Below are 21,349 nucleotides of genomic sequence, written 5' to 3'. Positions count from 1 at the left end.
CCCAGCCGAAACCATACGGTGGGCAGCCGACGCGCGCCCCCTTGTGCGCCGCCCACCCGCCCCGCGCGCCTCACCGCTCAGCCTCGGCCGCCTCCCGCGGGGCCGCGCAACGCGTAGAGTCCAGCCGTCCGAGCACCACGACCCTGGGGACCGCAGATGACACGGCGCGACTGGCGCGAGCTCGACTGGCAGCGGGCCGCACCCGACGACAGCGAGGAGGGCCACGCCTACCTCGAGGTGGCCGTGGGCCCCGACGACCAGATCCTGATGCGCGAGAGCAACGACCCGGAGACCGTGGTCGTCACGACCCGGACCAAGTGGGAGGCGTTCATCAAGGGCGTCAAGGCGGGCGAGTTCGACGACTTCGCCGACCTCGCGGAGGCCGACGAGCCCACGGGGAAGTGAACGGCTGACGGCCGTTCGCCGATGCCCCTCCAACTCTCGCTGACGTCCCTCGCCCAGACCCCCGACGGTCCTCGACGTCGGCCCTTGCCTCCGGCCCCCACCGTCGGTCCTCACCGATCGTTGCCCGACGCTCACCCGCGTGATACACAGAGTGACCATTCGACACTCCGTTGACACGCCTCACACGTCCGCCGGACGGCCGTGTCCCACAACACGCACGAGATCCGCCAAGAAATGCCGCCAAGTCGACATGCGGAAGCGGATTCATCAGCGAAGATAGAGGCTGACCCACGCCATGCCGGCGGGGGACACAACAACCCATAAGGGGCGGTGAGTTCATCATGTTCCTAGCGGCCGAAAAGGGCGACATCAACACCATCATCGGTGGAATCGCCCCAGACTGGGGCCCGTTCGGCAGTCTGGGCAGCGAGGCCCGCGTCATGATCGAGGTCGTGATGGCGGTCGCACTGCTGCTGTGCTTCGGCATCGCCATCTGGGGCGCGGCCAAGCAGCGGATCGGCGCGACGGCCCTGCGGGACACCTTCAGCGCGGAACAGGGCAAGGGGCTGATCGTCGCCGGCCTCACCGGTGTGTTCATCATCGGATCACTGGGCACCCTCTTCACGATCGTGTATGGCATGGCCATCTAGCCGCGCCCCCGCCCGCCCCCGAGCCGCTCCCCTGCGCGGGGCGCACACCCCTGGCCGCAAGCCCCGCTCCCGATTCCCCCTACCGGCCCCCCACCCCGTACCCGAGGCTGCTCCCTGATGCCCGCTCCCGCTCACCACGCTGAGGACGTGTCAGCTTGATGTCCACTCACACCAGCGCGCCCGAGCGTCAGTCCTCACCGTTACCGTCGTATGCGGGTGACGGAAGAGGGACCATGGATGACGCGGTCGGCACGACCGGCAGGCTCGGCGGGATCAGCAGGCTCGGCAGGCTCGGCACGGGTGAAGGGGCGTACGCAGGATGAGTCTCGGCGGCGACGACGGATACGGCGGTGACTACGAGGGCCATGAGGCGCGCCGCGGCCGCGGCGCGGCCCCTGGAGATCACCTGACGCGCACCCGTCTACCCGAAGGCGACGGCGCCCCCTACGGCCCGCCCCGCCGAGCCCCCGGCCGCGCCGGCAAGCCCAGCCGCAACCTGATCACCGTGGTCAGCGTCGTCGTCCTCCTCCTCGCGGCCATCGCCTTCGTCAACCGCGGCGGCGGCAAGGACAGCGACTCCAGCAGCGACGACACCGGCGGCACCGGCACCGAAGCCCACCCCACCGCCCCCACGGGCGAGCGCCCGGTCGACGGCAAGAACGGCACCACGGGCATCGCCTCGGGCTTCGCCAAGTCGGAACAGGGGGCCCAGAGCGCGGCGGCGAACTACGCGGTGGCGTTGGGGTCCGCCGATATGTACAACAGCGACCGGCGCCATGAGATCGTCCCCCAGATCTTCACCAGCGCCGCCGCCGACCGGCTCCGGACCAGGCTCGACAAGGCGTACTCCAAGGCATCCCTGGAGAGAATCGGCCTGGACGCGAACGGCAAGGCGCCCGACGGCATGACCTACGTCTCGCGTACCGCCCCTGTGGGTACGAAGGTCGGCACCATCTCGGACACCAGCGCGACGGTCGCGGTCTGGTGCACCGGCGTGTTCGGCACGGCCGGAGAGGGATCGAAGAACCCGGTCACCAACGACTGGTTCACCCTGACGCTCAAGCTGCGGTGGGTGAACAACGACTGGAAGGCCGAGAGCTACTCGCAGAAGGCCGGTCCGGCACCGGTCAACAGCGACCGCACCGCGTCCACCGCCGATGAGATCGCCAAGGCAGTCGAGCAGTACGGAGGGTTCACCTATGCCCGCTAGTCCCCGCCGACGCGCTCTCACCCTCGCCGGAGCCCTCGCCTCCGTGCAGACGGCCGCCATCCTCCTGGCCGGCCGCGCCGCGGCGGCGCCGAGCCCCACCCCGACCCCGTCGGACGACGGTCACTGCGGCGACATCATCGGCCCCGCGCCCTGCGGTAAGGATTCCGGCGGCTCCAGCGGCCCCCCCGACCCCGCCAACCCCCTGGACCCCGCCGCCTCCCTGGCCCGCGGCTGCGCCGACGCCGCCTCCTGGCTCGTCGGCAAGCTCTCCAAGCTGGTCAAGGAGACGGCCACCGTCGACTTCACCAACGAGGCCTTCCTCCGCCAGTACGCCGTCGTCTTCGCCGCCTCCACCGTCCTCACCCTCATCCTCTGGCTCCTCGCCGTCGCCAAGCGCGCCATCCGCGGCGTCCCCCTCGGCGAGGCGCTCTCCGAAGCCATAGGCTTCCTCTGGCTGACGGTCCTGGCCTCCGCCTTCACCCCCCTCATCCTCTATACGGTCGTCACCGCGACCGACGCCGTCACCGAAGCCATCGCCTCCGGCACCGGTGCGGACAACGACGCCTTCTTCGGCTCCTTCGCCCAGGCGCTCAAGCGGGACGAGGACATCGGCGGCGGCCCGATCATGCTCATCGTCGTCTCGCTCGTGACGATCCTCGCCGCCGGCGTCCTCTGCCTCGAGCTCGTCATCCGCGCCGCCCTCCTCTACGTGGGCGCGCTGCTCGGCACCGCCGTCTACTCGGGCCTCGTCGACAAGAACATGTGGGGGCATGTGCGCCGCTGGGCGGGAATCATGATCGCCGTGATCCTCGTGAAGCCGGTGATCATGATCGTGCTGGCCCTCGCCGGCGCGCTCTCCACCTCCGGTGACAAACCCGACGCCTTCTCGGCGGTCGTCTCCGGTCTGTCCATCATCATCCTCGCCATCTTCGCCAGCGCGATGATCTACCGCTTCGTGCCCGGCTTCGGCGATGAGATCGTCAAGGCCCGCAGCGCCAGCTCCGACCCCGCGTCCCGCCAGGCCGCCGCCGTCATCACGTCCCCCGCCGCCCTGGTGAAGCAGGGCATCAACGCCCACAGCGCCCGCGGCGGAGGCGAGACCGGCGGCGGTGCCGCCCCCGGGCAGGCCAGGCCCGCCAACCCCGTCTCCGGCGGGGTGGCGGCCCACAGCACCCGCACCAGCGGCGGAGGCGGAGCCTCGGGCGGCGGGGGCGGCGCGCCCGCCAGCCGCACCGGAGGCTCCCGTGGCGGCTCCGCCACAAACCGCAGCTCCGGCAACAACTCGGGAGGTGACCGGCGGTGACGATCGACGCCCAGTCGCACCCCATCGCGCCCCGTCGCACATATCTGATCGGGCGCCCCCGCCCCAACGCGATCGTCGGCAAGAACCGCGAGACCGGCGAGATCGCGCTGATCATCGGGGGAGCCTTCATCGGAATGATGTGCGGCCTGCTGGTGCAGGTGCTGATGTTCCGCATCGTCGCCCTGGTCGGCTTCCCCACCCTCGCCCTCGCCGCCGTATACGTCCCGTACAACGGGCGGACGTTCTACCGGTGGTTCGAGATCAACCGCTCCTACAAGCGCAGCGTCCGTAAGGGCACCACCGCCTACCGCTCCGGCGCCGCGGAGGCCGGCACCCGCCTCGACGGCCGGGAGATCGAGGTCGGCCCGCCCCCCGGCATCGGCCGGATCAACTGGCTGGCGGCCCCCTTCGGCCCCGACGAGATCGCCGTGCTCCTGCACGCCGACCGCCGCACCGTCACCGCCGCCATCGAGATCGAGGGCCCCGGCGTCGGGCTGCGCGACAGCGAGGACCAGGAAGCCCTCGTCGACCGGTTCGGCACCCTGCTCAAGCATGTGGCCAACGGCGACGGTTTCGTGACCCGCCTGCAGATCCTGGCCCGCACCCTTCCCGCCGACCCCGACGCGCACGCCAAGGACGTCGAGCGGCGCGGCGACCATCAGGCCCCCCACTGGCTCAAGGACTCCTACGACCAGCTGCAGTCCATGGTCTCCACCTCCTCCGAGCAGCACCGCGCCTATCTCGTCGCCTGTATGCACTACACCCGCGACCTCGCCGCCGAGGCCCAGGCCATCGCGCGCGCCGCCCGCCACAGCGGCGGCGGCCGCCGCCTCGACAAGGACGCGGGCCTCGCCGTGGTGATGGCCCGTGAGCTCACCGACATCTGTGCCCGGCTCGCCGAGGCCGACATCCGGGTGCGGCAGCCCCTGGGGCAGGGGCGGCTGGCGTCGCTCATCCACTCCATGTACGACCCGGACCACCCCATCGACCACATCCAGGCGATGACCAAGCGGAACGCCTGGCCCGCCGAGCTGGACGCCATGGAGCCCACCTACCTCCAGGCCAAGACGCGGGAGTCGAGCACCCGCGAGCCCTGGTGCCACTCCACCGCCTGGGTGAAGGAGTGGCCCATGACGCCGGTCGGGGTCAACTTCCTGGCCCCGCTGCTCGTCCACACCCCCGATGTCATCCGTACGGTCGCCGTCTGTATGGACCTCGAGCCCACCGAGGTCGCCATCGAGCGGATGCTCACCGAGAAGACCAACGACGAGGCCGAGGCCAGCCGCGCGGCGAAGATGAACCGTACCGTCGACCCGCGCGACATCGCCGCCCACGGCCGGCTCGACCAGCGCGGCGAGGATCTCGCCAGCGGCGCCGCGGGCGTCAACCTCGTCGGCTACATCACCGTGTCCTCCCGGTCCCCGGAGGCCCTCGCGCGCGACAAGCGGACCATCCGGGCCTCGGCGGGGAAGAGCTATCTCAAGCTGGAGTGGTGCGACCGCGAGCACCACAGGGCCTTTGTGAACACGTTGCCGTTCGCGACCGGCATCCGCCGATAGAGACGACTGGGACGACAGGGACGATAGGGGCTCCGCAGTGGCCGATCCGATGAGCGCCGTCACCGATGCGTTCACCAGCTTTCTGTTCGGAAAGGTGGAGACGACACGGCTGCCCGTGCGCACCTCCACCGGCCAGGCGCAGGCCGTCTATCTGCCCACCGCGGCCCCCGGCCTCGGCGACTCCGGCGTGATCATCGGCCGCGAGGTCTACTCCGGAAAGGGCTATATCTACGACCCCTTCCAGCTCTACGGCCAGCAGCTGCCGGCCCCCCACTGGCTGGTGCTCGGCGAGTCCGGAAACGGAAAGTCGGCCCTGGAGAAGACCTACGTCCTGCGTCAGCTGCGGTTCCGCGACCGCCAGGTGGTGGTGCTGGACGCCCAGGGCGAGGACGGGGTCGGCGAATGGAACCTCATCGCCCAGGAGCTGGGAATAACGCCCATCCGGCTCGACCCCATGGCGGCCCTGGACGGCGGTATCCGCCTGAACCCCCTGGACCCGGCGATCACCACGACTGGTCAGCTCGCCCTGCTGCGCACGATCATCGAGGTCGCGATGGGGCACGGGCTCGACGAGCGCTCCGGGTTCGCCCTGAAGGTCGCGCACGCCTACGTCAACGAGAGCATCGTCGACCGCCAGCCGGTGCTGACCGACATCGTGGAGCAGCTGCGCCACCCCGAGGCGGATTCCGCGGCGGCGATGAACGTGGATATAGACGACGTGCGGGCCTGGGGTCTCGATGTCGCCCTGGTGCTGGACCGGCTGGTCGACGGCGATCTGCGCGGTATGTTCGACGGCCCCACCACGGCCGGAATCGATCTGGATTCACCCCTGATCGTCTTCGACCTGTCCCATATCGATCGCAACTCGATCGCGATGCCGATCCTCATGGCCATCGTGGGTGTCTGGCTGGAGCACACCTGGATCCGTCCCGACCGTAAGAAGCGCATCTTCCTGGTCGAAGAGGCGTGGCACATCATCAACTCCCCCTTCGTCGCCCAGCTCTTCCAGCGGCTGCTGAAGTTCGGGCGACGGCTCGGCCTGTCGTTCGTCGCCGTCGTCCACCATCTCTCCGACGTGGTCGACGGCGCGGCGGCCCGGGAAGCCGCGGCCATCCTCAAGATGGCCTCCACACGGACGATCTACGCCCAGAAGGCGGACGAGGCACGGGCCACCGGCCGCGTCCTGGGCCTGCCCCGCTGGGCCGTCGAGATCATCCCGACGCTGTCCCCCGGTATCGCCGTCTGGGATGTCAACGGCAACGTACAGGTCGTCAAACACCTGATCACCGAGGCCGAGCGGCCCCTGGTCTACACCGACCGGGCGATGACGGAGGACGGGCTGGCCATCCAGATGGCGGCCGAGGCGGAGGCCGAAGAGCGAGCCGCCGCGGCGGTCGAGGCGGAAACCTACGGCGGGCCGTCGTACGGATCCACGGTGGCGTGAGATGGCAGCGGGACAGAACCACGGCGGGCCCGCGGAGCACGGAAGACCTCCGTCCGCGCAAGGCGGCATTCCGGACGGCCTGCTGATCGGCGCCATCGGCCTCCTGCTGGGCACGCTCGGCCTGATGTGGTCGGCAACCGGTCTGGCCGGGCTCTTCGCCCGCGGCGCCTGGCCGGACAACCTGACCTTCATGCGAACGCCGATGGCGCTGCGCCATCTGGTGCAGGAGCCCCAGAACGTGGCGGCGGCATGGCCCAGCACCCCGAAGGACCAGTTGTCGGGGTACGGACTGTTCTGGGGCGTCTTCATCAGTGAGCTGATGGTGCTGATCGTGCTGACGATCTTCGTGATCGGCACGCTGGCCCGTTACCGGACGGTCCGCATCCAGCGCCGCGCCGACCACGCGGACGCCCGCGAGAAGGCGGCGGAGGCGAAACGACTCCGCCTTACGGGCGCGAGGGCCGCCGAAGAGGACTTCGGGACCGGCAGCGGTACGAGGCCGGAGCCGACCCCTGGCGCCCAGGCGCCGTCCCCGCCCGCACCGAGTCCTGGAAGAGCCGCCTCCGGCCCGGCCAGACCCCCTGAGGGCTCCCCGGCCTCCCGGCCGGAGAGCGACGCTCCAGGCCACCCCGTCGGGCCCCCCGCACCGACTTCGGCCGAGGCGGTTCCCGGCAACGGCCTCGTCGCACCTGTCGGCGGTCACCCCCACGAGGCCAAGGCCATGGCCGCTGAAGCGGCCACCGGGACGGGCCACCAGCCGCATCCCCATATCGCCGAGCAGAGAGCCCGCGCGCAGGACGCCCCCGCGGAGGGCGCGACCACACCGCTCGCCCAAGAGGGCCGGTACGCCCCGCTCGAGCCCGACCCGGCGTCCGCACAGCCGCTCCCCACCCCCCGCACCGACCCGCTGACGGCGGCCGGCCTTCCCGACGGCGAATTGGCCCAGTCCCGCGTCCTCTTCGGTGCCCAGCGCGGCGAGTCCGCGGCCCACACCGTCCTGGAGGCCGTCGGCCCCGTCCTCGTCGTCACCAGCGATCCCGAACTCTGGTCCACGACCAAGGACGCCCGCGCCAAACTCGGCCCCACTCACGTCTTCGACCCGTCCCATCTGCTCGACACCCCCGCCCGGCTGCGCTGGAATCCGGCGTCGGACTGCGGCTCCCGCGACATCGCGGCCGCCCGCGCCACCGCTCTCCTCGCCCCCGTACGGCCCATGCACGCCATGGACCGACCCATGGCGGAAGCCGCCGAGACGATGCTCCGCTGCTGGCTGCACGCCGCTGCGGTGGACGGCCGGCCGTTCCGCCATGTGCACCGCTGGGCGCAGGGCAGCTCGGCCCACGAGCCCGTCAAGATCCTTCGTACGCATCCCAAGGCGGCGGGCGGCGCGGCCGGCGAGCTGGAGGCCACGCTCACCGCACACCGCGAACGCCGCGATATGGCCCAGGAGCTGACCGCCCGTGCCCTCGGCGCGCTCTCCTCGATCCACATCCGGGACGCCTGCAATCCGGGACGTGCCGACACGCTCGCGCTGGAGTCATTCGTCGCCGAAGGGGGAACGCTGTATCTGATGGGTGAGTCCATCGAGGACCCCCGAACCCATCCGGGTGCGATGCCCCTGTTGACCGCACTCGCCTCAGACGTGGTCGAGCACGGCCGGCGCATGGCCGAACGGTCATCCTCCGGTCGGCTCGACCCACCACTGACCCTCGTCCTGGACGATGTCGCCGCCGTAGCCCCGCTCCCGGCGCTCCCCGATCTCCTCACCCAGGGCGCGGCCCAGGGCCTGCCCACACTGGCCCTGATGCGCTCCCAGGAACAAGCACGAGCCCGCTGGCCCCACCGCTCCTTGGTCGGCCAGTAGGCAGTCAGGCTGGCTGGGCAGGGCGTCCCGGTGAGGCTCCCTGTCACAGAGCCGCCCCCGGACGTGGTCGCGACGCCAGGGAAGCCACATCGTCCGGTGGTGCTTACCGGGGCGTCTCTTTCGTACCCAGCCCGGGACGGATATCGCGGCGAATAACGAGGCGAACGCAAAAAAGCCTCGGTCCCGAGTACATTTACTCGGAACCGAGGCTAAAGATTGTTCGGCGGTGTCCTACTCTCCCACAGGGTCCCCCCTGCAGTACCATCGGCGCTGAAAGGCTTAGCTTCCGGGTTCGAAATGTAACCGGGCGTTTCCCTAACGCTATGACCACCGAAACACTATGAAACAGACACCGGAACCACACCCCAAACAACAAGGGGGGTTCAATACGGTTCATTGCTTCAGAACCAACACAGTGGACGCGAGCACCTGAGGACAAGCCCTCGGCCTATTAGTACCAGTCAACTCCACCAGTTACCCGGCTTCCATATCTGGCCTATCAACCCAGTCGTCTACTGGGAGCCTTAACCCATCAAGTGGGTGGGAGTCCTCATCTCGAAGCAGGCTTCCCGCTTAGATGCTTTCAGCGGTTATCCCTCCCGAACGTAGCCAACCAGCCATGCCCTTGGCAGAACAACTGGCACACCAGAGGTTCGTCCGTCCCGGTCCTCTCGTACTAGGGACAGCCCTTCTCAAGACTCCTACGCGCACAGCGGATAGGGACCGAACTGTCTCACGACGTTCTAAACCCAGCTCGCGTACCGCTTTAATGGGCGAACAGCCCAACCCTTGGGACCGACTCCAGCCCCAGGATGCGACGAGCCGACATCGAGGTGCCAAACCATCCCGTCGATATGGACTCTTGGGGAAGATCAGCCTGTTATCCCCGGGGTACCTTTTATCCGTTGAGCGACGGCGCTTCCACAAGCCACCGCCGGATCACTAGTCCCGACTTTCGTCCCTGCTCGACCCGTCGGTCTCACAGTCAAGCTCCCTTGTGCACTTACACTCAACACCTGATTGCCAACCAGGCTGAGGGAACCTTTGGGCGCCTCCGTTACCCTTTAGGAGGCAACCGCCCCAGTTAAACTACCCACCAGACACTGTCCCTGATCCGGATCACGGACCCAGGTTAGACATCCAGCACGACCAGAGTGGTATTTCAACAATGACTCCACACTAACTGGCGTTAATGCTTCACAGTCTCCCACCTATCCTACACAAGCCGAACCGAACATCAATATCAAGCTATAGTAAAGGTCCCGGGGTCTTTCCGTCCTGCTGCGCGAAACGAGCATCTTTACTCGTAGTGCAATTTCACCGGGCCTATGGTTGAGACAGTCGAGAAGTCGTTACGCCATTCGTGCAGGTCGGAACTTACCCGACAAGGAATTTCGCTACCTTAGGATGGTTATAGTTACCACCGCCGTTTACTGGCGCTTAAGTTCTCAGCTTCGCCACACCGAAATGTGACTAACCGGTCCCCTTAACGTTCCAGCACCGGGCAGGCGTCAGTCCGTATACATCGCCTTACGGCTTCGCACGGACCTGTGTTTTTAGTAAACAGTCGCTTCTCGCTGGTCTCTGCGGCCACCACCAGCTCACCGAGTAAATCGGATCACCAACAATGGCCCCCCTTCTCCCGAAGTTACGGGGGCATTTTGCCGAGTTCCTTAACCATAGTTCACCCGAACGCCTCGGTATTCTCTACCTGACCACCTGAGTCGGTTTAGGGTACGGGCCGCCATGAAACTCGCTAGAGGCTTTTCTCGACAGCATAGGATCATCCACTTCACCACAATCGGCTCGGCATCAGGTCTCACCCACAACAAGGAACGGATTTACCTACTCCTCGGGCTACACCCTTACCCCGGGACAACCACCGCCCGGGCTGGACTACCTTCCTGCGTCACCCCATCACTCACCTACTACAGGTCTGGACCGTCGGCTCCACCACTCCCCTCAACTCCGAAGAGATCAGGGCGGCTTCACGGACTTAGCATCGCCTGGTTCGACGTTGGCGCTTCAAAGCGGGTACCGGAATATCAACCGGTTGTCCATCGACTACGCCTGTCGGCCTCGCCTTAGGTCCCGACTTACCCTGGGCAGATCAGCTTGACCCAGGAACCCTTAGTCAATCGGCGCACACGTTTCCCACGTGTGTATCGCTACTCATGCCTGCATTCTCACTCGTGAACCATCCACAACTCGCTTACACGGCTGCTTCACCCGGCACACGACGCTCCCCTACCCATCACAGCGATCGTTAGACCACATGCTGCAATGACACGACTTCGGCGGTACGCTTGAGCCCCGCTACATTGTCGGCGCGGAATCACTTGACCAGTGAGCTATTACGCACTCTTTCAAGGATGGCTGCTTCTAAGCCAACCTCCTGGTTGTCTCTGCGACTCCACATCCTTTCCCACTTAGCGTACGCTTAGGGGCCTTAGTCGATGCTCTGGGCTGTTTCCCTCTCGACCATGGAGCTTATCCCCCACAGTCTCACTGCCGCGCTCTCACTTACCGGCATTCGGAGTTTGGCTAAGGTCAGTAACCCGGTAGGGCCCATCGCCTATCCAGTGCTCTACCTCCGGCAAGAAACACACGACGCTGCACCTAAATGCATTTCGGGGAGAACCAGCTATCACGGAGTTTGATTGGCCTTTCACCCCTAACCACAGGTCATCCCCCAGGTTTTCAACCCTGGTGGGTTCGGTCCTCCACGAAGTCTTACCTCCGCTTCAACCTGCCCATGGCTAGATCACTCCGCTTCGGGTCTTGAGCGCGCTACTAAACCGCCCTATTCGGACTCGCTTTCGCTACGGCTTCCCCACACGGGTTAACCTCGCAACACACCGCAAACTCGCAGGCTCATTCTTCAAAAGGCACGCAGTCACGAGACACCAGCAAGCTGATGTCCGACGCTCCCACGGCTTGTAGGCACACGGTTTCAGGTACTATTTCACTCCGCTCCCGCGGTACTTTTCACCATTCCCTCACGGTACTATCCGCTATCGGTCACCAGGGAATATTTAGGCTTAGCGGGTGGTCCCGCCAGATTCACACGGGATTTCTCGGGCCCCGTGCTACTTGGGAAATACTCAAGCAAGTTGCCGACATTTCAGCTACGGGGGTCTTACCCTCTACGCCGGGCCTTTCGCATGCCCTTCGCCTACATCAACAATTTCTGACTCACCGACCGGCCGGCAGACCGATCAAGAGCACTCCCACAACCCCGTACGCGCAACCCCTGCCGGGTATCACACACATACGGTTTAGCCTCATCCAGTTTCGCTCGCCACTACTCCCGGAATCACGGTTGTTTTCTCTTCCTGCGGGTACTGAGATGTTTCACTTCCCCGCGTTCCCTCCACATACCCTATGTGTTCAGGTATGGGTGACAGCCCATGACGACTGCCGGGTTTCCCCATTCGGACACCCCCGGATCAAAGCTCGGTTGACAGCTCCCCGGGGCCTATCGCGGCCTCCCACGTCCTTCATCGGTTCCTGGTGCCAAGGCATCCACCGTGCGCCCTTAAAAACTTGGCCACAGATGCTCGCGTCCACTGTGCAGTTCTCAAACAACGACCCGTACCCCGTCACCCACACTTCCGCATGGTTCACCGGGACCGGCCGAAGGAACAGGCAACTTTCCAGCCCGTACCCTCAGACACCCAACAGCGTGCCCGGCCCGACCCTCGAATCCAACAGTCCCGTTCCACGCCCCGAAGAGGCAGTACTAGAGACAGCGGACCAGATGGCCGTGCCGAATAGTCAACGTTCCACCCATGAGCAAACCGTGCGAGACATGCGCTCGCAGTCGGCTATGCGCTCCTTAGAAAGGAGGTGATCCAGCCGCACCTTCCGGTACGGCTACCTTGTTACGACTTCGTCCCAATCGCCAGTCCCACCTTCGACGGCTCCCCCCACAAGGGTTGGGCCACCGGCTTCGGGTGTTACCGACTTTCGTGACGTGACGGGCGGTGTGTACAAGGCCCGGGAACGTATTCACCGCAGCAATGCTGATCTGCGATTACTAGCGACTCCGACTTCATGGGGTCGAGTTGCAGACCCCAATCCGAACTGAGACCGGCTTTTTGAGATTCGCTCCACCTCACGGCTTCGCAGCTCATTGTACCGGCCATTGTAGCACGTGTGCAGCCCAAGACATAAGGGGCATGATGACTTGACGTCGTCCCCACCTTCCTCCGAGTTGACCCCGGCAGTCTCCTGTGAGTCCCCATCACCCCGAAAGGCATGCTGGCAACACAGAACAAGGGTTGCGCTCGTTGCGGGACTTAACCCAACATCTCACGACACGAGCTGACGACAGCCATGCACCACCTGTACACCGACCACAAGGGGGCCCCTGTCTCCAGAGGTTTCCGGTGTATGTCAAGCCTTGGTAAGGTTCTTCGCGTTGCGTCGAATTAAGCCACATGCTCCGCCGCTTGTGCGGGCCCCCGTCAATTCCTTTGAGTTTTAGCCTTGCGGCCGTACTCCCCAGGCGGGGAACTTAATGCGTTAGCTGCGGCGCGGACGACGTGGAATGTCGCCCACACCTAGTTCCCAACGTTTACGGCGTGGACTACCAGGGTATCTAATCCTGTTCGCTCCCCACGCTTTCGCTCCTCAGCGTCAGTATCGGCCCAGAGATCCGCCTTCGCCACCGGTGTTCCTCCTGATATCTGCGCATTTCACCGCTACACCAGGAATTCCGATCTCCCCTACCGAACTCTAGCCTGCCCGTATCGAATGCAGACCCGGGGTTAAGCCCCGGGCTTTCACATCCGACGCGACAAGCCGCCTACGAGCTCTTTACGCCCAATAATTCCGGACAACGCTTGCGCCCTACGTATTACCGCGGCTGCTGGCACGTAGTTAGCCGGCGCTTCTTCTGCAGGTACCGTCACTCTCGCTTCTTCCCTGCTGAAAGAGGTTTACAACCCGAAGGCCGTCATCCCTCACGCGGCGTCGCTGCATCAGGCTTTCGCCCATTGTGCAATATTCCCCACTGCTGCCTCCCGTAGGAGTCTGGGCCGTGTCTCAGTCCCAGTGTGGCCGGTCGCCCTCTCAGGCCGGCTACCCGTCGTCGCCTTGGTAGGCCATCACCCCACCAACAAGCTGATAGGCCGCGGGCTCATCCTGCACCGCCGGAGCTTTCCACACGCATCCCATGCGGGAGCGTGTCATATCCGGTATTAGACCCCGTTTCCAGGGCTTGTCCCAGAGTGCAGGGCAGATTGCCCACGTGTTACTCACCCGTTCGCCACTAATCCCCGGCCGAAACCGGTTCATCGTTCGACTTGCATGTGTTAAGCACGCCGCCAGCGTTCGTCCTGAGCCAGGATCAAACTCTCCGTGAATGCTTCCGGGATATCCCGGCAACACATCACGAGAGCGGAGCAGACCGGAGGAATAATCCAGTCCGCTCACAGCGTCCTCGCTGTGTATTTTTCCAAAGGAACCTCGTCCGAGATGGACGGGGTATCAACATATCTGGCGTTGACTTTTGGCACGCTGTTGAGTTCTCAAGGAACGGACGCTTCCTTCGTAACCGTTTCACCGGTTTCTCCGGGCGCTTCCCTTCGGTGTTTCCAACCTTACCAGATCCGTTTTCCGTTCCGTTTCCGGTCCGAATTCCGTTTCCGGCCCCCTGTTGGAGCGGGGTCTTTCGCGCCTTCCGGCGTGATCACTACTTTAGCGGATTCCCCCGGATGCTCATAATCGAGCTTCCCGATCCGAATTCCGGCATGCCGAAATCCATCCCAATGAGGGGCCGTGCAGAAGTGGTTTGCCGCCGGTGCGGCTCAAGTGCCGCCCTGGGAACCGTTACGGCTCCGTGGCAGCTCGGAGTACATTACGGATCGCCCGGACCCGTGTCAACACGGCCTGGGCCGAATGCCTCAGTCGAGGTTGTTCAGGCGCCCTTCAGCATCGGGCTGGGCTTCCTCCACCCGGCGCAGCACGCGGGTGAGCATCGCACCGAGGGCTCCGCGCTCCTCGCTGGAGAGGTCCTGGAGAAGGTCCGCCTCGAAGACCGTGGCCTGGCGCATGGCCTCCAGCCACTTCTCCCGGCCCTCGGGGGTCAGCTCGACGATGACGCGGACCCGGTTGTCGGCATCACGCTCACGGGTGACCAGCCCCTCGTTGACCATGCGGTCGATGCGGTGGGTCATGGCGGCGGGGGTGAGGCCCAGCCGCTTGGCCAGGTCTCCGGGGCCCAGGCGGTAGGGAGCCCCCGAAAGGACGAGCGCCTTGAGGACCTCCCACTCGGAGTTACTGATCCCCAGCCTGGCCGACTGGCGGCCGTATGCGACATGCATGCGCCGGGTGAGCCGACTGAGCGCGCTGACGACCTGCTCCACCTGGGGGTCCAGGTCCTGGAACTCGCGCTGATAGGCCGCGATCTGCTCCTCGAGGCTCAGCAGGTCGTCCGCGTCGGGGGTCTCCGCCATGGTGAACAGCATGACACGAAAGTCATTGGCGCTGAAGTCCTTCGAGCTGTACTCTTAAGTATTGAAGTTTAGGTTCGAAGTCTTCAGACGTCGATCCTCCGGGCTGGACCGCAGGTCAGGCCCGCTCTTCCTTGACCCTTCTCGACCTAGGTAGGTGAGTGTGACCACCGCGATGGGCGCAGCGCTGCGCCGTATCCAGCTGGGCAACGCGCTGAGCGCGTTCGGCAACGGCTTCACGGTCCCGTTCCTCTTCGTCTATGTGGCGCAGGTGCGGGATCTCGGTTCGAGCACTGCGGGCGTGGTGCTCGCGACGTTCGCCGTGGCCGCGCTTGCCGTGCTGCCCTTCATCGGTCGGGTGATCGACCGACGGGGGCCGCTGTCCGTTGCCGTCGCGGGCGCGGTCGCTGCCGCTATCGGATCGATGGGGCTCGGGCTGGCGGCGAGCGAGCCGCTGGTCATCGCCGCGGCCGGAGTGCTGGGCGCGGGCATCGCGGCCATACAGCCGGCGCTGGCCACGCTGATCGTCTGGTGCTCGACGCCCGTCACCCGGTCGCGGGCCTTCGCCACCCAGTTCTTCCTGGGCAATCTGGGCCTCGGCGTCGGCGGGCTGCTCGGCGGGCTGCTGGTGGACACCTCCGCAGCCTCGAGCTTTGTGCGGCTCTTCGCGATCGACGCGGTGATGTTCCTGGTGCTCGGCGCCGCGGTCGCGACCGTAAGGCTGGCGAAGACACCGGTGTTCGACGATCCGGTGCCGACCGCCGATGCGCGCCTCGGTGGCGCCGGCGGCGGCTGGCGTTCGCTGCTCGCCGACCGGGCCATGGTGCAGCTGTGTGTGCTGGGCTTCGTGATGTTCTTCGCCTGCTACGGCCAGTTCGAGTCCGGGCTGTCGGCGTTCGCGGTGGATGTCGCCCGGATATCGCCGTCGATGCTGGGCGTCGCCCTGGCCGCGAATACGGCGGCGATCGTGCTGGCGCAGTTCGTCGTGCTCAAGCTGGTCGAGCGGCGGCGGCGCAGCCGGGTGATCGCCCTGGTCGGGCTGGTCTGGACGGTGGCGTGGTGCGTCGCCGGGTCCGCGGGGCTGGTGCCCGGGAGCCAGGTCGTCGGCATCACCGCGATCGTCTCGGCGTACGCGCTGTTCGGGATCGGTGAGGCGATGCTGTCGCCGACCGTCGCGCCGCTGGTCGCCGATCTGGCGCCGTCGTCGGCACTCGGTCAGTACAACTCGGCGTTTGCGCTGGTCAAGCAGCTTGCCCTGGCGGTGGGCCCGGCGGTCGGCGGGCTGATGGCCGGTGCCGGGCTGTACGGGACGTACATCGTGACGCTGATCGTCTGCTCGCTCGGCATCACCGCGCTCGCGCTGAGGCTCGGCAAGTGGCTCACCGCCGAGCAGGACAATCCGCTGCGGGCGGTCGCCGGTGCCGCGGTGCCCGCGCCGCGGGCGGCCGCCTCGGACGAGGTGACCACCGCGGCCTAGGCCGCCCGGCGATTCCGCCATCGCCCTGGTGCGGCGAAGGAGCCAGTCGGCTCCGCCGTGCCAGGGCGATGTTCTTGTTCGGGGTCGGCCTCGTCCTCGTCGGGCCAGTGCTGCCGGGACCTCGGTGGAGCTAGCCCGCCGGCAGGGCGAATTCGCACCACACCGCTTTGCCGCCGCCCGGTGTGCGGCGTGAGCCCCACGAGGAGGCGATGGTCGCGACGATCGAGATGCCGCGTCCGGCCTCGTCCACCGGTTCGGCCCGGCGGCGGCGCGGCAGATGCTCATCGCCGTCCGTCACCTCGATGATCAGGCGGCGGTCGGTGCGGCGCAGCCTCAGCCGCATGGGCGGTGTGCCGTGCTGGAGGGAGTTGGCGACGAGCTCGCTGGCGGCGAGCACGCCCAGATCGCGCAGCTCCATGGGGAAACGCCAGCTGGCGAGGACCCCGGAGGCGAAGGCCCGGGCGCGCGGTGCGGCCTCCACCCCGCCGAGGAGTTCCAGCGCGGCGTTGTGGAAGAGCTCGGCGTCATGCCCCGTACGGGCGGGGTGCTGGAGGACCAGCACCGCCACATCGTCGTCGTGCTCCGCGGTGATGCCCAGGGCCCTGATGAGGCGGTCGCACATCACCTGGGGCGAGCCGGTCGCGCCCGCGAAGACGCGCTCGAGCGCGGCCACACCGTCGTAGATGTCCTTGTCTCGCCGCTCCACCAGGCCGTCGGTGTAGAGGACCGCGCTGGCCCCGGGGCCGAGCGCGACCGAGCCGGTGGTGTGGAGCCAGCCGCCGGTGCCGAGCGGAGGTCCGGTGGGTTCGGAGGCGCGGCGCACGGTGCCGTCCGGGTCGCGGACCAGGATCGGCAGATGGCCAGCGGAGGCGTAGACGAGGCGGTTCTCGTTGGGGTCGTGGACGGCGTAGACGCAGGTGGCGATCTGGTGGGGGTCGATCTCGGCGGCCAGGCCGTCGAGGAGCTGCAGGACCTCGTGCGGCGGGAGGTCGAGCCGGGCGTAGGCGCGGACGGCGGTGCGCAGCTGGCCCATGACGGCGGCGGCCCGCACGCCGCGGCCCATGACGTCGCCGATGACGAGGGCGGTGCGGCCGGCGCCCAGGGTGATGACGTCGTACCAGTCGCCGCCCACCGCCGCGTCCGTGCCGCCGGGCTGATAGGTGGCGGCGACCCGCAGATCGTCGGGCTGCTCCAGCTCCTGGGGAAGGAGGCTGCGCTGGAGGGTGACGGCGGCCTCGCGCTGGAGGCGCTCGCCGGCGCGCAGCCGCTCCGCCGATTCGACCTGGTCGGTGACGTCGGCGCCGAAGACGAGCACGCCGCGGACGGGCTCGGTGACCGTGCCGGTGGCGGTAGCTGTAGCGACGGCCTCAGTGGCGGCCGCTTCCGGCATGGCGCCCTTACGGAGCGCGGCTTCCCGGATCGATCCGTCCACCGGAGATCCGTCCACGGCCCCCTCCCTCGCCCGCTCGTCCGCCCGTTGCGCGAGGGTGACGACCCTGGGCGCGGCCATCTCGATCGGGGAGCAGGTGAAGGTGTAGTAGCCGTGGCGCGATCGGCCGGGGCCGGGGGCCGATCCCTCCTGTCGCGGTCCGGGCGTGGTCGCCGGGCCGCCGGGGGGCACCTGCCGGGACTTGACCGTACGGGGCTTGCCGCTGCGCAGGACCTGGTCCATGAGCGGCAGCAGCCCCAGCTCCGTCAGCTCGGGCAGGCCATGGCGGGCGGGCGTGCCGGGGGCCCGGGAGCCGAAAAGCTCGACATAAGTGTCGTTGAGGTAGGCGATGCGGTGCTCGGGGCCGTAGACCACCGCGACCAGCGCCGGCACCTGGCCGAGGAGGTCATGGACGGACAGCCCGTCGAGGGTCGGGACGGCGTCGGGCGGTGCGGCGTCAAAGGGGCCGGCAGCGGGCGGCTCGCCGCGCCCCGAGGGGTCGGCGCGCTCGCCCCGGGCCGCCGGGACGGAGCCGCCGCCCGCGGTGGCCGCGGGCTTCGGCCGCCGCGCACCGCGGTCTGCCCGGGCGGCGTTGCGTCGCTGGGTTCGGGGGAGCCGGGCGCTCCAGCGCGTGAAGTTCACTGCGGATTACCTCGTGGGGTGGTGGCTGAGCTGCGCGCCGGCGCGGGATCGGGGAGATGGGTGCGGGTACGGGGGACGGCCCCCAGGGGAATGCAGCAAACTTCCGAATCCTCGCGATTGTCACTCTTTGCAGATACGAGCCCACCCATGGTCACACGACCAGTGTGGCCGACCGGACTGACATCCGTGAGACGCCGATCGTGGGAGGGGAGTTCCCGGCTCCGCCCCGATCGGCTCAACTGGACTCGGGATGGCGACCGGTGTCCGCGGCGAGCTTGAACTCGGCGCGCGGGTTCTCCAGCGAGCCCAGCGAGACGATCTCGCGTTTGAACAGCCCCGACAGGATCCACTCGGCCAGCACGCGCGCCTTACGGTTGAACGTCGGCACCCGGCTGAGGTGGTAGGCACGGTGCATGAACCACGCAGGATAGCCCTTCAACTTGCGTCCGTAGACATGGGCGACGCCTCTGTGGAGCCCCAGGGAGGCCACGGAGCCCGCGTACTTGTGCGCGTAGTCGGTCAGCGGCCGGCCGGCGAGCGAGGCGGCCACGTTCTCCGCGAGGACCTTGGACTGGCGGACGGCGTGCTGTGCGTTGGGGGCGCACTCCGCACCGGGCCGATCGGCCGTCAGATCGGGGACCGACGCGGCGTCCCCGGCCGACCAGGCATGCTCCACGCCCTCCACCTGGAGCGCCGCGGTGCATGTGAGCCGGCCGCGCTCGTTCAGCGGCAGATCGGTGGAGGCGAGGATCGGGTGCGGTTTGACGCCCGCGGTCCACACGAGCGTGCGGGTGGGGAAGCGCGATCCGTCACTCAGTGCGGCGATCCGGTCTGCGCAGGAGTCCAGGCGGGTCTCCAGCCGGACGTCGATATTGCGGCCGCGCAGCTCCCGGACGGCGTACTTGCCCATCTCCTCACCGACCTCCGGGAGGATCCGGTCGGTGGCCTCGACGAGGATCCACTTCAGATCCTCGGGGGCGATGTTGTGGTAGTAGCGGACGGCGTACCGGGCCATGTCCTCCAGCTCGCCCAGCGCCTCGACGCCCGCGTAACCGCCGCCGACGAAGACGAAGGTCAGCGCCGCGTCACGGACCTCGGGGTCCCGGGTCGAGGAGGCGATGTCCAGCTGCCCGAGGACATGGTTGCGCAGCCCGATGGCCTCCTCGACGGTCTTGAAGCCGATGCCGAACTCGGCGAGGCCGGGGACCGGGAGGGCGCGGGACACGGATCCCGGGGCCAGCACCAGCTCGTCGTAGTGGATGTCGACGGTGCCGGTGCGCTCTTCCTCCGTGGCGAGGGTTCTCACGGTCGCGGTGCGTTTGCCGTGGTGGATCGCGGTGGCCTCGCCGATGACGACCGTGCAGTCGGGCAGGACCCGCCGCAACGGCACGACGACATGGCGCGGTGAGATCGATCCGGCCGCCGCCTCGGGCAGGAAAGGCTGATAGGTCATATACGGCTCTGGGTCGACCACGATGACCTGCACGCCGCCTTGCCTCAGCTCTCGCTTCAGCTTTCGCTGGAGGCGCAGCGCGGCGTACATCCCGACGTAGCCACCACCGACAACGAGAATGCGCGCGGGTTCCTTCACCCTCCCATGAGGCACGCGCGACCGCGGTTTGTCCACAGCCCCGACGAATTGTGTGACCGGATGGCTTGACTCGCCCCGCGGCGCGGAATCGGTTACACGTACGAAATGTCCGCAGGTCAGCCCCTCGATGGTCGGTGACGGTCGGGGGGCGAGTCAGAAAAAGGCGGTGGTCTGCTCTGATCGGGGGACGTTCTGTCCCGAGCTACCCTCTTCTTTCTTGACCTGGGCTCAACTATGTTCGTACTTCGTCGGGGTTGTGACTGCCTCGACAGTCTGGGCGGGGAGTCTCCGGGGGGAGACGTCATTACCGGGGGATCACTTATGCACCTTCAGGGTTCGTCATGGTCCGCAGCCGTCGCATCGTCAGACGGAAACGGCGGACGGAACACACCGTTGCGCGTGGATGCGCAGCGCAATCTGGAGCACGTCCTGCGTGCAGCGCGCGAAGTCTTCGGTGAGCTGGGATACGGGGCTCCGATGGAAGACGTGGCGCGCCGGGCGCGGGTCGGGGTGGGCACCGTCTATCGGCGCTTTCCCAGCAAGGACGTGCTGGTGCGCCGCATAGCCGAGGAGGAGACGGCAAGGCTGACCGATCAGGCGCGAGCGGCGCTGGGTCAGGAGAACGAGCCGTGGTCCGCGCTGGCCCGGTTCCTGCGCACCTCGGTGGCGTCCGGCGCGGGCCGGCTGCTGCCGCCGCAGGTGCTGCGGGTCGGGGTCGATGTGGAGGCCGAGATCCGGCTGCCGCAGCAGCGGCAGGCGGCGTTAGCCGCACCAGGCCAGCCGGAGCTCCGGCTGGTCGAGCGGCCGACCGCACCTGAGGACGAGCCGGACGACGCGGGCGCCGCGGCGCTGCTGGAGGTCGTCGGGCAACTGGTGGAGCGGGCACGGGCAGCGGGCGAGCTGCGCCCGGATGTGGCGGTCGCCGACGTACTGCTGGTGATCGCCACGGCAGCGCCCTCGCTGCCGGACGCGGCGCAGCAGGCGGCGGCGTCGGCCCGGCTGCTGGACATCCTGCTGGACGGGCTGCGGTCGCGCCCCGTGGGGTGATGCCGTCGGCCCTGGAGCGATGTCCACGCCCGGCAGGGTGACATCGGCGACGTCCGATGAGCGAGCCGTGCCGGGCGTGGGTGCTTGCTGCGGGGCCGCCCGCGAGGGGTCGGCGATGCGTCGGCCCGGTGGGCGGGGTCCGCAGGTGCGCGGGTTTCGTGCGCCGGGGCGGTCGGGGGTGGCGGTCGGGGTGCGTTGCGCCTCCTCGGTACGAGTGACGACACGCGACTGTGGGCCGGGGCGTCGCGCATCCGCGCGCGTGGGTCCGCG

Annotated in this window: 12 protein-coding genes and 3 rRNA genes; 9 read left to right on the top strand and 6 right to left on the bottom strand. The window is 67.4% G+C overall.

What is annotated here, in order from left to right:
• The first annotated feature begins 156 nt into the window (after positions 1–156).
• From AS97_RS25335 to AS97_RS25305, 7 genes are all read left to right on the top strand, one after another.
• Positions 157–405, top strand: a complete 249-nt coding sequence (locus AS97_RS25335; RefSeq protein ID WP_059145902.1) for a DUF397 domain-containing protein — start codon at positions 157–159, stop codon at positions 403–405.
• Between the two features lie 341 nt (positions 406–746).
• Positions 747–1,055 carry a hypothetical protein gene (locus tag AS97_RS25330; RefSeq protein ID WP_009716148.1) on the top strand — a complete coding sequence of 103 codons (309 nt, stop codon included), beginning with the start codon at positions 747–749 and terminating at the stop codon, positions 1,053–1,055.
• Between the two features lie 319 nt (positions 1,056–1,374).
• Entirely contained in the window at positions 1,375–2,265 is an 891-nt protein-coding gene (locus tag AS97_RS25325; RefSeq protein WP_210565726.1) for a hypothetical protein, read from the top strand.
• Entirely contained in the window at positions 2,255–3,568 is a 1,314-nt protein-coding gene (locus AS97_RS25320; RefSeq protein WP_059145900.1) for a hypothetical protein, read from the top strand. The genes AS97_RS25325 and AS97_RS25320 overlap by 11 nt, the downstream gene beginning before the upstream one ends.
• Positions 3,569–3,570: 2 nt before the next feature.
• Positions 3,571–5,127 carry an SCO6880 family protein gene (locus tag AS97_RS25315; protein ID WP_059145969.1) on the top strand — a complete coding sequence of 519 codons (1,557 nt, stop codon included), beginning with the start codon at positions 3,571–3,573 and terminating at the stop codon, positions 5,125–5,127.
• A gap of 37 nt (positions 5,128–5,164) precedes the next feature.
• On the top strand, positions 5,165–6,571 hold the full coding sequence (locus tag AS97_RS25310; protein WP_059145899.1) for an ATP-binding protein: 1,407 nt from the start codon (positions 5,165–5,167) through the stop codon (positions 6,569–6,571).
• 1 nt (position 6,572) lies between these two features.
• Positions 6,573–8,435, top strand: a complete 1,863-nt coding sequence (locus AS97_RS25305) for a type IV secretory system conjugative DNA transfer family protein (RefSeq protein WP_086711062.1) — start codon at positions 6,573–6,575, stop codon at positions 8,433–8,435.
• A gap of 218 nt (positions 8,436–8,653) precedes the next feature.
• Here the strand turns inward: AS97_RS25305 and rrf are convergent.
• The 4 genes from rrf to AS97_RS25285 form a co-directional block, all read right to left on the bottom strand.
• Positions 8,654–8,770: ribosomal RNA gene (rrf, locus tag AS97_RS25300) — 5S ribosomal RNA — on the bottom strand.
• 96 nt (positions 8,771–8,866) lie between these two features.
• A 23S ribosomal RNA gene (locus tag AS97_RS25295) occupies positions 8,867–11,987 on the bottom strand.
• Between the two features lie 290 nt (positions 11,988–12,277).
• A 16S ribosomal RNA gene (locus AS97_RS25290) occupies positions 12,278–13,804 on the bottom strand.
• Together the 16S, 23S and 5S rRNA genes form the textbook arrangement of a ribosomal RNA operon.
• 540 nt (positions 13,805–14,344) lie before the next feature.
• Positions 14,345–14,896 carry a MarR family transcriptional regulator gene (locus AS97_RS25285; protein ID WP_059147626.1) on the bottom strand — a complete coding sequence of 184 codons (552 nt, stop codon included), beginning with the start codon at positions 14,894–14,896 and terminating at the stop codon, positions 14,345–14,347.
• Positions 14,897–15,056: 160 nt separating this feature from the next.
• Between AS97_RS25285 and AS97_RS25280 the strand changes: the two genes are divergently transcribed.
• The gene (locus AS97_RS25280; protein ID WP_086710798.1) at positions 15,057–16,370 is read left to right on the top strand and encodes an MFS transporter; all 1,314 of its coding nucleotides are present in this window, start codon (positions 15,057–15,059) and stop codon (positions 16,368–16,370) included.
• Positions 16,371–16,500: 130 nt separating this feature from the next.
• Here AS97_RS25280 and AS97_RS25275 read toward each other — a convergent pair whose 3' ends face one another.
• Both AS97_RS25275 and AS97_RS25270 read right to left on the bottom strand, forming a co-directional pair.
• Positions 16,501–18,441 carry an ATP-binding SpoIIE family protein phosphatase gene (locus AS97_RS25275; RefSeq protein ID WP_210565725.1) on the bottom strand — a complete coding sequence of 647 codons (1,941 nt, stop codon included), beginning with the start codon at positions 18,439–18,441 and terminating at the stop codon, positions 16,501–16,503.
• Positions 18,442–18,676: 235 nt separating this feature from the next.
• Positions 18,677–20,032, bottom strand: coding sequence for an NAD(P)/FAD-dependent oxidoreductase (locus AS97_RS25270; RefSeq protein ID WP_086710799.1), 1,356 nt, complete (start codon positions 20,030–20,032; stop codon positions 18,677–18,679).
• 321 nt (positions 20,033–20,353) lie between these two features.
• Between AS97_RS25270 and AS97_RS25265 the strand changes: the two genes are divergently transcribed.
• Positions 20,354–21,079 carry a TetR/AcrR family transcriptional regulator gene (locus AS97_RS25265; RefSeq protein ID WP_059147619.1) on the top strand — a complete coding sequence of 242 codons (726 nt, stop codon included), beginning with the start codon at positions 20,354–20,356 and terminating at the stop codon, positions 21,077–21,079.
• Positions 21,080–21,349: the final 270 nt, after the last annotated feature.

This window comes from Streptomyces sp. AgN23 (genome assembly GCF_001598115.1).
GTDB classification, from domain to species: domain Bacteria; phylum Actinomycetota; class Actinomycetes; order Streptomycetales; family Streptomycetaceae; genus Streptomyces; species Streptomyces antimycoticus.
The sequence above is the reverse complement of the archived record's forward strand: the minus strand, read 5'-3'. Positions and strand labels throughout refer to the sequence as shown.